Source organism: Microcoleus vaginatus PCC 9802 (assembly GCA_022701275.1).
Classification (GTDB): domain Bacteria; phylum Cyanobacteriota; class Cyanobacteriia; order Cyanobacteriales; family Microcoleaceae; genus Microcoleus; species Microcoleus vaginatus_A.
Window position 1 is genome coordinate 6,399,217 of the sequence record CP031740.1, and the last position, 13,138, is coordinate 6,412,354.

Annotated in this window: 10 protein-coding genes and 1 pseudogene; 7 read left to right on the plus strand and 4 right to left on the minus strand. The window is 45.8% G+C overall.

Features of this window, described 5'->3' with window-relative positions; translation table 11 throughout:
- Positions 1-737 precede the first annotated feature (737 nt).
- The 4 genes from D0A34_26395 to clpS all read left to right on the plus strand — a co-directional run bounded on the left by D0A34_26395 (position 738) and on the right by clpS (position 6,722).
- Complete coding sequence (locus D0A34_26395; GenBank protein ID UNU21903.1) at positions 738-4,325, plus strand: nitric oxide synthase NOS; 3,588 nt, start codon at positions 738-740, stop codon at positions 4,323-4,325.
- 26 nt (positions 4,326-4,351) lie between these two features.
- On the plus strand, positions 4,352-5,278 hold the full coding sequence (locus D0A34_26400; GenBank protein UNU21904.1) for a hypothetical protein: 927 nt from the start codon (positions 4,352-4,354) through the stop codon (positions 5,276-5,278).
- A 333-nt stretch (positions 5,279-5,611) separates the two neighbouring features.
- A complete protein-coding gene (locus tag D0A34_26405) occupies positions 5,612-6,214 on the plus strand; it encodes a superoxide dismutase (GenBank protein UNU21905.1) in 603 nt (200 codons plus the stop codon).
- A 214-nt stretch (positions 6,215-6,428) separates the two neighbouring features.
- A complete protein-coding gene (clpS, locus tag D0A34_26410; protein UNU21906.1) occupies positions 6,429-6,722 on the plus strand; it encodes an ATP-dependent Clp protease adapter ClpS in 294 nt (97 codons plus the stop codon).
- Positions 6,723-6,811: 89 nt separating this feature from the next.
- On the opposite strand, the gene D0A34_26415 is transcribed toward clpS, so the two are convergent.
- Entirely contained in the window at positions 6,812-7,309 is a 498-nt protein-coding gene (locus tag D0A34_26415; GenBank protein ID UNU21907.1) for a biphenyl 2,3-dioxygenase, read from the minus strand.
- 36 nt (positions 7,310-7,345) lie between these two features.
- Positions 7,346-8,465, minus strand: a pseudogene (locus tag D0A34_26420) (tocopherol cyclase).
- A gap of 125 nt (positions 8,466-8,590) precedes the next feature.
- On the opposite strand from D0A34_26420, the gene D0A34_26425 reads away from it, so the two are divergent.
- Complete coding sequence (locus tag D0A34_26425) at positions 8,591-9,172, plus strand: pyridoxamine 5'-phosphate oxidase (protein ID UNU21908.1); 582 nt, start codon at positions 8,591-8,593, stop codon at positions 9,170-9,172.
- A 75-nt stretch (positions 9,173-9,247) separates the two neighbouring features.
- On the opposite strand, the gene cysE is transcribed toward D0A34_26425, so the two are convergent.
- Positions 9,248-10,045, minus strand: coding sequence for a serine O-acetyltransferase (gene cysE / locus D0A34_26430; GenBank protein ID UNU21909.1), 798 nt, complete (start codon positions 10,043-10,045; stop codon positions 9,248-9,250).
- 147 nt (positions 10,046-10,192) lie between these two features.
- Positions 10,193-10,675: a hypothetical protein gene (locus D0A34_26435; GenBank protein ID UNU21910.1), complete on the minus strand. Its 483-nt coding sequence runs from the start codon at positions 10,673-10,675 to the stop codon at positions 10,193-10,195.
- A gap of 129 nt (positions 10,676-10,804) precedes the next feature.
- Here D0A34_26435 and D0A34_26440 point away from each other — a divergent pair, with 129 nt between their 5' ends.
- Positions 10,805-11,065: a hypothetical protein gene (locus tag D0A34_26440; GenBank protein ID UNU21911.1), complete on the plus strand. Its 261-nt coding sequence runs from the start codon at positions 10,805-10,807 to the stop codon at positions 11,063-11,065.
- 160 nt (positions 11,066-11,225) lie between these two features.
- The gene (gene mrdA / locus D0A34_26445) at positions 11,226-13,049 is read left to right on the plus strand and encodes a penicillin-binding protein 2 (protein UNU22477.1); all 1,824 of its coding nucleotides are present in this window, start codon (positions 11,226-11,228) and stop codon (positions 13,047-13,049) included.
- Positions 13,050-13,138 lie beyond the last annotated feature (89 nt).

The following is a 13,138-nucleotide window of genomic DNA, read 5'->3' on the forward strand; positions in this document are numbered from 1 at the left end:
AAAATAATTAACTTAATTGCTTGAGTCAAAATTGGCAACAATCCGCAGAGGAAATCAAACAACCCGTGATTGCAGATGTCCGCGAATTTATAGATGGAAAAAAGCAGTTTTATGCTATCAGTTTTCTTATCCTCAAGCAGCAAAAATAGCGTGCTGTTTTAGGATTTAACTTAACGCTTATCGCAATGTGTATAAAAATCAAAATTTGTCATTAATTATGTAGGTAATTATCGACCGTCGTCAATATGTCTTAAACTATTTTTCTATTAATTCTTATGTATAAATTAATTTATCGACTGTGTTTGGTTCTTATGGGTATAAGTAGATAACTAAGACTTATATCACTGAAAACATGAGGTTTCCAGTTGCTCAAGTACCATGTTTTCTGTCTTAAGCTACTTTTTTACCATAAACTCAGAAGAACTATCTATTTAACATCTACTTGGGAAATTCTATTTGTATGGATTTGAACCAAATTGTAGTGCATTATACAGAAACAATTCCCCAATCGACAGATAATACAGGGAGGAAAAAGAGTTGATAAAGTAATTAGTAAAAAGTGGCACAAATTTGACCAAAATATTAAGGATTCAGCAATAGTATTTATGGTCAGTAAAATGTTCTAGCTGGTCTCTTATATTAGTAATTTTTTTTGACAATAGTCACGCTTTTGAAAGCAATTGGATGTAATAAAACAGACATTTAAAAAATACACAGTCTACAGGACACAAGCGAAAGTGACTAACTCTACATTCAATAATTTACCAGCGGACGCTGCAACTATTCTGGTTTTGACATCCGATATTCACTATTTACCGGCAAAGCAATTTGTTAGTTTGGCGGTAACTTCAGAGCGCTTTCAGGTTTGTGGATTAAAACGCTTTGGGGCGATCGCTGCTGCAACCAATTTAGTTAGTAGCGAGTGGTTGAATCTGGGCTTAAATTCTCAAAATATTTTACCCGAAGAATTTGATAGTGCAGAAGCGGCAGTAATTTTTATCATGCCGACAGACTTATCTGAGGTGGTAGCCCTCACTCGTTCCTTTATAGATATAGCTAAAAAAAAGGGAATTCGGCGTTTAGCTTGGGTTGCACCTGCTTGTCTGAACGGAAAAGTAGCCGATCGCTTGGCTACAGCAGAAAGTCTGGTGCGCGACTTAAATATAGAAACTCTCATCTTGCGTCATGCGCCTTTATTTTCCCATCTGTTGATGCAGAAAAAGGAATTGAGGTTTCGCCGTACTTTGTCGTTACCGCTTGGGACTAGCACTATACCTTGGTTAGATCCTTCAGCGCTCGCGGAAGGGTTATCGAAATGGCTGCATGGAGAGATAAACAACCAACCTCCAGAAATCTTGACAGGTTCCAATTTGCTTAGTGGTGCTGATATTGCGCTCGAACTATCGGCAATGCTGCGGCAAACTATGTCGGCTCAACAATTTGCTCGGTTGCGATTTGAAGCGATCGACATTGATAAAAGCGGGCAAATTGAGGCTCAAGAGTTGTTTCCCTACCTATTAGATTTGGGATATAGCAACGATGAATCTGAGTCTATTTTAGAGCAGGCTGACAAAGACAAGAACGGCACGATTGATTTTGACGAATTTGTCTATGGTTTAGAAGCTCATTTAAACCGCATTCTAGCCGATGTGCCGACAGAAGTTCGCTATTTTGATCTGCCAACCTCCGCAGCGCTGCACGATGCAATGGCAGGGGGAATGAATGAAAAAGCAGCCCAATCTCAACTAGATTGGCTGGTGGGATTAAGTAAATCTGGATTAACCGAGCATGGAGTTGCAACAGCCCAATGGTTAGGGCGAAAAACTCTTGGTTTGAGCGATTGGATTGCTCAACATATTCTGGAACTTATTAACGTTTATATTCTGCCTGGACGCGGTATTTTAACTATTAGTGAGGGGTTTTTAGCAGGACGACCAGCACTAATTACACGGCTGCTACAAGCAAATGACCGGATGTTGATTGGAGAGCGATCGCTAGATGGCGAAGTGCTGGAGTGGTATTGGGCTGATGAAGATACAAATAATTTAGAAGAAATTCGCTATACTTCCGAAAGCGGTGGCGAACGAGTCCTGAGATTAAAGGATGGCAAGATTGCCAGTTTATCGGCACGCGGACGCTGGATGGGGCGGCGATTAGCAATTCAGTTATTTTTTGAATATCGAGTCCTTCCCCGTTGGCAAGTAGCATTATTCCGCGAGTTAGGAGAACTGCAAATTGAGGAAGCAACCACATCGGGAGCCGATAGCGATATCGTTTGCAACTGTACGAAAACCACCTGTGGCAAACTCCGAGAACTGATAGATATAGGTGTTGATTCCCTAGAGGGAATTGTGGAACAAACACAGGTGACAATGATCTGCGGTAGCTGCCAACCTTTAGTCGAAGAAATGCTAGGTTCGGCCAATCTGGCTGTTGCTGAACTCGTTGCTAAAGAAGATTTGGGGCGAGGGATGATGCGCTTCCACTTCCGCCCAGTGTACGAACAAGTCTTTGCTTCCAAACCAGGACAACATATCCTGATTCAAGGACGGGTGAATGGTTCTTGGGTAACTCGCGCTTACACTTTGAGTTCGCCAGCCGACCAAACCGAGCAATACGAAATCACGGTTAAACGAGAACAATTGGGTTTATTTTCTGGTTGGTTGTGCGATCGGGCAGATAAAGATGCGTTGTTACGCATTTCTCAACCAAGAGGTGAGTTTTTCTTAGAAGATGAAACTCCTGTAGTGTTTTTTGCTGGAGGGATTGGCATAACTCCAGCGATCGCCATGATGCGAACTTTAGCTAACCGAGGAGATACCCGCAAATTTCACCTCGATTTCTCTGCTCCCCATGCCGAAGATTTAGTCTTTCACCAAGAACTAGAGCAACTGGTAAGCACTCATCCTAATTTAAGCTTTACAGTTCGGGCAACTCGTTCAACAGGCAGACTCACCCCTGAAATTGTGCAAAGTTTGTATCCCTACACGGAAGCAACCGTTGCTTTTATGTGCGGGCCCCAACCTTTTATGGATGCGGTGCGCGGCTATTTACAGACCGCAGATTGGCAGGATCATGCCATTCGCCAAGAATTATTCTCCTCCAAGCTAAATGAGGACGGTAACGCTCAAACTCTCACCTCGCAACGTCCGGCGGTGCAACTAGCAGGAGGAATTACCCCCATCGAACAGACCAGCATTTACCTCCAACCGATTAACTCCGTCGCCAAAGAAGCAGAAGTTTTCCTCAAACAATGCTATCTCGAACAAGGTTTACCAGAAGTTTTCCTTCCCCGTTGGCAAGAAGTCAAGGAATCAATTGAGCGCACAGGCACTTACGAACATACCTATGATGAACTAGCTTACGGCACAAAGCTGTCATGGCGTAACAGTAACCGATGTCTGGGACGCAATTTTTGGCGTAGTTTGCAATTGCGGGATATGCGGCATCTGCAAACAGAGGAGGAGATTTTTGAAACATTAGTTGAACACATCAACTTTGCTACTAATAACGGCAATTTGCGATCGACAATTACGATATTGAATCCAAATTTGCAGATACGAATTTGGAGCAGTTTAATGCTGCGTTATGCAGGCTACCGTCAACCCGATGGCAGCATTCTCGGCGATCCTGCTAATGTGGAGTTAACAGATCAGGCAATCAAGTTAGGGTGGTCGCAAGAGTCTAAAACCCGCTTTGATGTATTGCCTTTTATTATCCAAATAGGGGAAGGGGAACCCAAATGGTTTGAAATTCCGCCAGAAGTTATTTTAGAAGTTCCCATTTCCCACCCTCGCGATCAGTGGTTTGCAGAATTGGGGCTGAAATGGTTTGCGCTCCCTGCTGTTTCTAACATGATGTTGGATATGGGAGGTATTCAATACCCCACACCATTTAACGGCTTTTACATGGGCGCGGAAATTGGCGGGCGGAATTTTAGCGACACTTATCGCTACAATCTGCTGCCAATTGTTGCGGAAAAGATGGGTTTAGATTGCAGTGACAATATGACACTGTGGAAGGATGCAGCGTTAGTAGAAATCAATGTAGCTGTGCTGCATTCTTACAAGCTGCATGGGGTAAGGATGCTGGATCATCATACCTTGAGCAATTCCTTTATGCAATTTGTGGATGAAGAGCAACAATGCGATCGCCACGTTTATGGAGATTGGCGTTGGCTGATCCCGCCGCTATCGGGTTCAACCGTACCAGTTTACCCCTTAGAGTTTGAAAATCGTCTGCTTAAACCGAACTATTTTTATCTACCCGATCCTTGGGAGGAGAAATCAGAGTCTGGTAAATGTCCATTCCACCATCAGTCCTAGGTTCCATTCTAATTGAGGCGATTTGTATGAATTATGACCGGAATAATTGGTTTAAGCTAGCTCTTGATTTAAAAAGTTCCGTTATTCGGGATATCACAACCCAGGTGCTTTTGAGCATGGTAATGGCTTCGATCATTACCATCGTTTACAAAAATGGCTATTTAGGTTTTAGCCAACCAATCTTAGCTGGATTAATTCCAGGAATTATATTAGGGTTGCTATTAGTTTTTCGTACTAATACAGCCTATGAAAGATTTTGGGAAGGCTGGCAAATTGCTGGTATGACTATATTTACGGGTCGCAATATTTCGAGACCAATGTGGCTAACAATCCCTACTAATACTTTAGCACAGAGTCAAGAAAAAGCTGCTTTTGTGCGCTTAATTCCCGCTTTTTTTATGGCAATGAAACAGCATTTAAGACACGCGGGAGTTGACCAGTCCTTAAAATCAGTGCTTTCTCCTGAACAATGTTTAGAGTTGCAATATGTCACTAATATGCCATTAAAAGTGACGCAATGGATTGGGGGATATTTAACTAAACAATATACCCAGCAGCATATTGATAGTATCCAATTTGCTGCCATCAATCGCTTGTTGGATCAATTAGTTGAATGTCTGTCACGCTGCGAACGCATTTTAGCGGCACCGATGCCAAAAGCTTATTCGATTCACTTACGGCATCTGTTACTTTTGTATTGTTTGGCACTGCCTTTTCAGATGGTGAAAGATTTGCAATGGTGCACAATTCCCGTTGTTGGGGTAGTGGCTTTTGCGTTGTTTGGCATTGAGGCAATCGGTTTAGAAATTGAAAATCCCTTTGGATATGATGCTAATGATATACCCCTCGATCGACTTTGCCAAAAGTTGCACAACGATATCGAAGAATTAATTGCTGCTGGAACAAAGGAAGACAGCATTGAAACATCACCAGGGCAAACGCATATTAAATGAGCAGAGCGGTTGTGTAGGAGTTTGGCTCCACCTAAAAAAGACAGGTTTTTTTTGATAAGTAAGATAGTACCTAAAAAGATACTAGAAGAACTAAGAGCGATCGCGCTTCCAAAATTTATCAACTGTCTTTAAAACCTGCAATAAGTAGCTTTGATAGCTAAAAGACAGAAGTCTGAATGCTGAAAGGCCGGAACTGCTATAAAATATGAGACTTGTAAAGAATTATTTTTGCTAGCTCGATCGACTCCAGCTAGCGACTCTAGGCTCTTATCATACAAAAGCCGGAAAGTCAACCCAAAAACCACAAGCCACCAAGAGAGAGGATTGAACACAATGGCATTTGAACTCGCACCATTACCCTTCGCCGCTGACGCCCTAGAGTCAGGTCATATGTCGGCCCACACTTTTTCGTTCCACCACGACAAGCACCACGCTGCTTACGTGACCAACCTCAACAAGCTGATTGAAGGCACTGAACTTGCCAGCAAATCTCTTGAAGAAATTGTCAAGGAATCTGCTAAAGATCCATCCAAAGCCGGCATTTTCAACAATGCAGGTCAAGTTTGGAACCACAATTTTTTCTGGAATTCCCTCGCACCGGGCGGCGGTGGCGCTCCGACAGGAGCTTTAGCTGAGAAAATCAACGCCGACTTCGGCAGCTTCGACAAATTCAAAGAAGAATTCAAGACGGCTGCGACAACTCAGTTCGGTAGCGGCTGGGCTTGGCTGGTTGTGGACAACGGTACTTTGAAAGTTACCAAAACAGCTAACGCCGACACCCCGCTAGCACACGGCCAAACTCCGTTGCTGACTTTGGATGTGTGGGAACACGCTTATTATTTGGATTTCCAAAACCGCCGTCCCGACTACATTACTAATTTCTTGGATAATTTGGCTAACTGGGATTTCGCAGCCACCAATTTGGCTGCGGCTTAGTAGCATTGGACTTTGAGGACTTTAGTCCTTCTTGGTTTGAGGACTTTAGTCCTCACTACAAACTTTATAGGTTGGTAGTGAGGACTTTAGTCCTTCTTGAGAGATGGCGAAGCCGATCGAACTACTTAGTAGTAGTTAAAAAATTCTGAAATTGTGTTATAGTGGGCTCGGTAACTATTTTACAAATCTTGTAGTTTCAGTGGCTGTTCGCGCGATGACCTCTTCACCAACCATAGCACCCGTTCGATCGAGTCAAGTTACCCGCAAACCTTATCCCAACTATCGGGTAATAGTCCTCAACGACGATTTCAACACATTTCAGCACGTTGTGGAATGTTTGACCAAATACATTCCAGGGATGACGAGCGATCAAGCTTGGAAACTCGCCAACCAAATCCACCACGAAGGCCAGGCCACCGTCTGGGTTGGCCCGCAAGAGCAAGCAGAACTTTATCATATGCAATTGAGCCGTGCGGGACTGACAATGGCTCCGCTAGAGTCTACGTGAAAAGTGTCTAGAGGGCCGAAAGTTCGATCGTTTTTCGGTAATTAATGTGAAATTGATAGGATGTCCGGTGAGGCGACGGAGATAGGGATTTAAGAGGCGATCGTAATTTTGCCAATCATTCCCGCCTCTGTATGTCCGGCTAACGTACAGCGCAGGTTGTACGTTGCCGATTTCATGGGTACAAACACCCATTCTGCCATAGCGCCCGGTTTAAGTTCCAATTCGTGAATCGCTCCTTTAATTTCCACCTTACCCGCTTCAACTTTTTGAGTCCAACTCGCATCAGCAAAGTTTTTGGCAGTGAAATAATGTTTCTGCGAACTGGGATTTTTTAGCACTAATTTATAGCGCTTGCCCGATTCAAATTCTAGCAGATTGGGAAAAAATTTGAGTTCCCCAGCTTCGTTACCTAAACTAACAGTAATTTCGGTGACAGGTGGCCGAGACAAATCACCGGCAGCACTAGCAATTGCCGCCGGCCTCAAGATTGTGCTCCCACATAAAATTAGTCCCAAAATAACCTTGAGAGCTTGTTGTAACCGCTGGCTGCGGTAGAATTTGCCTAATTGCCAACCGAGTAAATTGATCGTGGCTGTTATGACTACTGACTAATGACTGCTGACTTAATTCGATCGCCAAACTTCATCCCAAGGCCCGCCCCCAACTTCCAAACCCGATAAAGAACTTTGAGCCTCTAAGATAATTCTAGAACGCTGCTTGCCATTGTTTTCAACTTTTCCCCCCAAAAACTCTCGCAGTTGCAAGCGCAATTCGCCGTGCGTCGTATCCCGGCAGCAAAAAGCCATACCTTTTTCGGTCGGAGTTCGCACATAAGTACCAGGACTGTTTGTAGTGCCAATTAACTCAACTTCAAACTGACTGTTTCTAGCCTGCATTTTCCAGCTTCCCCAAGGTTCAATATTCCAACTAACTTGCGAATTCCAAGGCACAAATTCGTAAAACTTGCCTCGGTAATGCAGACAAATCATTGCTACCGATTCCATCCACCACAGCACGCCCCGCTTGCCGCCGCCAGCAGTTAAAGCTAAATCCTTTTCGCCTTGAAAACAATTGCAATTAATCCAAAACCACTTTTGCGGAAAAGCACCGCCCCAGTTTTTTTCGCTGTAAGCGGGAGCATCTTTAAATTCGTAGCGTTGGCCGTTCCAATCAATCCAGCCCGTGGCTAAACCGTGAGCCATTAAAATTTGCCATCCCGGCTCAAATACGGGGAGAAAAGATAGCATTCCCGCCGTAGATTTCTGGATTTCCTCAGAGTTTCCCCAGCCATAAATAGGTTGAATTTCGTACTGCCAAAAACAGCGGCTGCCGCTTCCCGGATCGTGCAGATAACCTTGATTTAAAGTAGCAGTAGCTTGATAGCCTTCTTCGACGCGGCTGTCGAATACTTGCGGCTCTAAATATTGGGGTTTAATTTGTAAATCTGTTTTGCCCCAATGTCCGAAACCTAAGCTTTCTCGGTGCGCCCAAAACTTATTTACATCGGGGAAAGTGCGGCACAAATAGCTATCTTCCGGGCCGAGAACTTGAGCTGCACCGCCACTGTAAGGTTGACCGCCTCTGGGGTCTTCGATGGAATACATGAATGCAAAGGATTGTCCGTGAATCGGTAATGTTATTCGGTAGTACCAGCCTTCAAAAAAGCGCCGGGAACTGCCGTCCCCAGTGATATCCGCTGTGGGGAGTTTCAATATTTTTGAATTTTGAGAGTGAATTTGACATAAAATTACCAGTAGCATGACAGGGAATTCACGGATAACTGTTTCTTCCTTCTTCCTTCTTCCTTCTTCCTTCTTCCTTCTTCCTTCTTCCTTCTTCCTTCTTCCTTCTTCCTTCTTCCTTCCTTTATGTCTTTAGCACTTTGGCGATCGCCCTTAGCTCGCGCGCTCCACCGCAACCGCAGTCTTGCTTTTGCCCGTTACTTGCAACTAGCAACTGTTCGCGCCACCGGGCGTCCTGCCAACCGCACTGTGGTGTTTCGAGGCTTTTTAGCAGATACTAATCAGTTGAAATTTATTATAGATATTCGCAGCCAAAAAGCCGAGGAAATTAACCTCTATCCTTGGGGGGAAATTTGCTGGTATTTCCCTAAGACTCGCGAACAATTTCGGATTGCTGGAAAGCTAGTTTTGGTAGGGGCAGATTATCCAGAGGCAGAGTTGTACTTATCGCGGTGCACAACTTGGCAGGAGCTTTCTGAGGCGGCTAGATCACAGTTTGCTTGGCCGCAGCCGGGGGATGACAAAGCCGAGGCTAGTGCTTTTGATTCTGCTTCCCCAAATGCGATCGAGCCGCTGCCTAATTTTTGCTTGCTGTTGTTGGAACCGGAAACGGTGGATTTTTTGGAGTTGCGGGGGGAACCGCAAAATCGGTCGCTTTATCGGCGCGACGGGGAGGGAAATTGGTCTATGCGATCGGTTAATCCGTGAAAAATTAAAGTGAAAAATTAAAAATTAAAAATTAAAAACAGAGATTGGGATTTTTAACTTTTAATTTTTCACTCCTCAGATGCCGGTGCCGTCAAAAAACTCTTGAATTGCTTTATCTTTTAACTGACAAGTGGTGGCAACAGCTAATTGGGTTTTTTCAGCTACAGCTACATTGCTGGTTTGATTTAAAGTTGGGAATGCTGAAGGCGAATTGGGAACAGAATTTAAGGAGACAGATGCTTGAGGAAGCAAACTTTTTACTTGCTGTTCGAGGGATTCGATACGATCGAGCAAAGAGCGAATTACCACAGCTTCCGAATCCGGCAAACTGCCGTGTTCTAGGGGATTGACGCGCACTCCCGATCGATAGACGATGCGGCCGGGAATCCCTACCACTGTACAGTCAGATGGTACGTCGCGGAGCACGACGGAACCGGCGCCGATGCGGACGTTATTGCCAATTTGCAGATTGCCGAGTACCTTGGCGCCGGCACCTACAACTACGTTTTCGCCGACGGTAGGGTGACGCTTGCCGCTTTGTTTGCCAGTACCGCCAAGGGTGACACCTTGGTAAATTAGGGCAAAATCGCCGATAATTGCTGTTTCGCCGATCACAACCCCCATACCGTGGTCGATGAATACGCTTTTGCCGATGGTTGCCCCTGGGTGGATTTCAATTCCGGTCAAAAAGCGAGCAATGTGGGAAATCAAGCGGGGGATGAAGGGAAGTCCCAACACATAAAGCCAGTGTGCGAGGCGGTGCAGCACTAGGGCCTGAAGACCGGGGTAGCAAAATAAAACTTCCAGCCAGTTGCGAGCGGCAGGGTCGCGATCGAAAATTATACTGAAGTCAGCTCTAAGAGTCTTTAGCACTTTCGGAGTTACCTATTTTGGTTAAACACGCCACTTTCGATTTTACATTTTACTGGATGGGGGAAGTGAGCGGTCGATCGGGAGGGGGGAGAGTGGGGTAGAATTTGACGACATTTTATTGCCGCCATCCAACAGCGCCGCTGTGTTTTATTCCTGTACTGAGATTGTATAGTTAGACTTGACTCCGGGTTCGACAGTACCTACCCAAAGCCTGTAAGAGCCTGCTTGCCAGTCAGAATCAAGTATGCCAGCATCTTTATTCTGACCTATATCGTCTCCGCAGCGCACCGCATTACCGGGGCCTTGTACGAGTAAGGTTGTGTCCTTGCCTCCGGTGTTGACTTGGAGTGTGAGTTTTGAAAAGTTTTCCTGCAAGACTATGATGTGGTCGGGAGTTGGGGTGGCAAAACCTAAACATTTGTTTTTGTGGCGATCGGCGTTTGCTACGGCAGATAGAGAGTACGATCCGCCTGTGGAACCTCTCAAAACTGCTGTTGGGGCTGCAAAACCTCGCGATAAAGTTAAAGTGCCGAAATTGGCTGTTTCTGCTAAAACTGGTAGGGCGACGATCGCGGCGATCGCAGCCAAGAGCGCACCGTTTTTGAAATTGGCTGGCTGATTAAACAACATGGCAATACTCCTCGGTCACAACTTAAAACCACAACTCAGAATTTACCCATCGCAGCCCCTAGAATCCAAACTCGGGAGGAAGAATAATTTTTTTTAAATTAGTTCAAAACCTCCTGGCTTCTCTTTCTTATGTCTATCAGGACAATCCCTGTACGATCGCGCTCGCTTGTGCCACTCGGATTTCTGCCACAGGCGAGCGACTCATGTCCGAAATTCTACGGTGTCAAGATGATAAATTTGATACTCCTAGCCTTGCTGTTGGCGATCGGTTCCCTATTGACACAGACCTTGGTATTGTTACCTATAGGCCTATCTGGCTGGCTCCACCTCCCTAATTGGCTGAGCCTGACCTTGATTTTTCTGGCTATTTCTTGGTGCTTGGGGGATTAGTTAGCAGTCATGAGTTATTAATGATTAGTCAAAAGTTAACGATCAATTATTACCCTTCCCCCAAGAGTCAAGGCGCGATTGTCCCCGGTTTGATGATGTATACTTCACAATTGACAATCAGCAATCTAAAATCTAGGATTTGACATCTACCTATAGAATGATGCAACGACAAGTTTATTCGATCTCAGCATTTCACTCTTCAGACAAAACCCTAGCGGAAACTCCTAAGAAACAGGAGCGTCCGATACACCGGGCGATCCTGTTAATGCTGGTGGCAACCGGTTTGCTGGGCCTGCACGCTAGTCGGCTGGTGGAATTGCAACTGGTACAAGGGAAGCAAAACCGGGAACGAGCCGAAAACAATCGCGTTCGCCTAGTGCCAATGCCAGCGAATCGCGGACACATTGTCGATCGCAAAGGCAAGCTGCTAGCGGCCAACAATTTAGCTCGATCGGTATATTTGTGGCCGAAAGAACAAACAGCGGAAGAGTGGAAAGCGACAGCAGAGAAGTTGAGTCCGCTGGTTAAAATCCCGGTCGAAGAAATTTTACAAAAATTAGAAGAGGTCGATCCTCTATCCTACAGACCGGTGCGGATTAAGCAAGCCATGCCGCCAGAGGTGTTTGTGCCCCTAGCAGAAGAGGTGGGACAAATACGCGGAGTGGAAGTGCGGCCAGAAGCGAAGCGCTATTATCCCGAAGGCAGTTTGGCGGCTCATGTTCTCGGATATATTGGCGAAGCTACCGCAACAGACTTGGCAGCTCACCCGGAATATCCGATGGGGATGATTGTCGGTCAGATGGGCATAGAAGCGAGTTCTAACAAGAAGATTGCGGGAGTTTGGGGCGATCGGCTGATCGAGGTAAATGCCAACAATCAAGAATTGCGGCTGATGGGAGAGACACCGCCCAAACCGGGCGAGGCGGTGCAACTAACCATAGACTTGGAAATGCAAAAAGCAGGCGAAAAAGCCCTGGGGAACCGCCGGGGGGCAGTAGTGGCCCTGGATGTCAAAACTGGCGCGGTATTAGTTCTGGCCAGCCACCCGACTTTTGACCCCAATCTGTTTACTCGAAAAATGACTAAGGATGACTGGGCAACTCTTCAAGACCCGGAAAATTCATTTTTGAATCGTGCTATGCAAGGCTATCCCCCCGGCAGCACTTTTAAAATTGTGACTTCCGTCGCGGGTCTGGAGTCGGGCAAATTTTCGCCGGACTCAATTCTCGGTACTTCGTCTTACATTACTGTGGGGGGAATTGATTTTAACGAACACAGCGGCGGTTTCGGCGACATCGGCTTTCGGGATGCTTTGGCTTTCAGCAGCAATACATTTTTTTATCAAGTGGGGATTAGTACGGGGCCGGAGCAAATTTCTAAGTGGGGAAAACGCTTGGGAATTGGCAAGGATACGGATTTGAATCTTTTGGGGCTAGGCGGCGGCACTCACGGTCAAATGCCGACACCGGAGGAGAAGGAGAAAATTTATAAAGAACCTTGGTATGCGGGTGATACGGTAACGATGTCGATCGGTCAGGGGTTGGTGTTGGTGACTCCTTTGGAGGCGGCGGTGATGGTGAGTTCGATCGCTAACGGCGGCTATCGGGTGAAGCCCCATCTTTTGACTTCTATGACCGGCACACCGGAGACTCAACGGGTACATACGGGGATGAAACCTTCAACAATTCAGGTGGTTAAGGAAGGACTGATCGCGGTGGTTGCCCAGGGTACGGGACAGGGGATGAATGACGGTACGATTCCACTAACGGCGGGCAAAACAGGGACTTCGGAGGTTATTGGACAGGAGGATCACTCTTTGTATGTGGCCTTCGGGCCTGCTGAGAAGCCGGAAATTGCGATCGCCGTGGTTGTGGAAAATGGGGGTTATGGTTCTGTTGCCGCGGCCCCGATCGCTAAGGAGGTGTTTCAAGCTTATTTTGGGAAACCGAAAAAGGTGAAGGAGTCAGTAGTGATTGCTCCTTAGTTATTGGGGATTGGGCATTGGGAATTGGGCATTGGGAATTGGGCATAGTTTCTTCCTTCTTCCTTCTTCCTTCTTCCTTCTTCCTTCCT

Bases quoted from the DNA above. Each gene is read 5' to 3' on its own strand.
- D0A34_26400 (UNU21904.1), top strand. From the start codon at position 4,352: ATGAATTATGACCGGAATAATTGGTTTAAGCTAGCTCTTGATTTAAAA.
- D0A34_26405 (UNU21905.1), top strand. From the start codon at position 5,612: ATGGCATTTGAACTCGCACCATTACCCTTCGCCGCTGACGCCCTAGAG.
- clpS (UNU21906.1), top strand. From the start codon at position 6,429: ATGACCTCTTCACCAACCATAGCACCCGTTCGATCGAGTCAAGTTACC.
- D0A34_26425 (UNU21908.1), top strand. From the start codon at position 8,591: ATGTCTTTAGCACTTTGGCGATCGCCCTTAGCTCGCGCGCTCCACCGC.
- D0A34_26435 (UNU21910.1), bottom strand. From the start codon at position 10,675: ATGTTGTTTAATCAGCCAGCCAATTTCAAAAACGGTGCGCTCTTGGCT.
- D0A34_26440 (UNU21911.1), top strand. From the start codon at position 10,805: ATGTCTATCAGGACAATCCCTGTACGATCGCGCTCGCTTGTGCCACTC.
- mrdA (UNU22477.1), top strand. From the start codon at position 11,226: ATGCAACGACAAGTTTATTCGATCTCAGCATTTCACTCTTCAGACAAA.